Below are 734 nucleotides of genomic sequence, written 5' to 3' on the forward strand. Positions count from 1 at the left end.
CTCCCTGGACTTCTCCCGCCCCGGTCGCACCTGGCTGCCCACCCTGGGCGCGACCCGCTTCCCGCTGTGGAGCCTGGTGAGCACCTGGTACCACGAGGGCGTGCCCGGTCACCACCTCCAGCTGGCCCAGTGGACGTACCTGGCCGACCGGCTCTCCCGCTTCCAGACCGGCCTCGGGAAGATCAGCGCCTCCACCGAGGGGTGGGCGCTGTACGCGGAGCGGCTGGCCGACGAACTCGGCCTGCTCACCGACCCCGGCGACCGCCTGGGGTACCTCTCCGAGCAGATGCTGCGCGCGATGCGGGTGATCATCGACATCGGCATGCACACCGGGCGCCGGATCCCCGAGGGCGTGCCCCAGCCCGGTCCGGGCGGTCCCGAGCTGCGCGCCGGCGACGCCTGGACGCCGGAGCTCGCGCACGCCTTCGTCTCCGCGTACAGCGGCATGGAGTCGGAGTATCTCGCCTCCGAGATCACCCGCTACCTGGGGGTGCCCGGCCAGGCCATCAGCTACAAGCTGGGCGAGCGGGCGTGGTTGGCGGGTCGGGAGGCGGCCCGGGCGGCGCACGCGGCGCGCGGCGAGGAGTTCGACCTCCGGGCCTGGCACACCTCGGCCCTGGCGCTGGGTTCCCTGGGGCTGGACGACCTGGCCGACGAGCTGGCCGTCCTGCCGTGACCACCGACCCCCGCGGCGGCGGGGCCCCCGCGGGGGCGGTGGGTGCGCGGCCGTTCGG

General features: G+C 75.1%; 1 protein-coding gene. It reads left to right on the forward strand.

Annotated features, from left to right (window positions below; all coding sequences use genetic code 11):
* Window positions 1-676 (forward strand): DUF885 domain-containing protein (locus tag FNQ90_RS25650; RefSeq protein WP_143625406.1); only part of this gene is annotated, 676 nt, incomplete at its 5' end.
* Between the last annotated feature and the right edge of the window lie 58 nt (window positions 677-734).

It is taken from the genome of Streptomyces alkaliphilus, from assembly GCF_014141535.1.
Taxonomy (GTDB): Bacteria; Actinomycetota; Actinomycetes; order Streptomycetales; family Streptomycetaceae; genus Streptomyces; species Streptomyces alkaliphilus.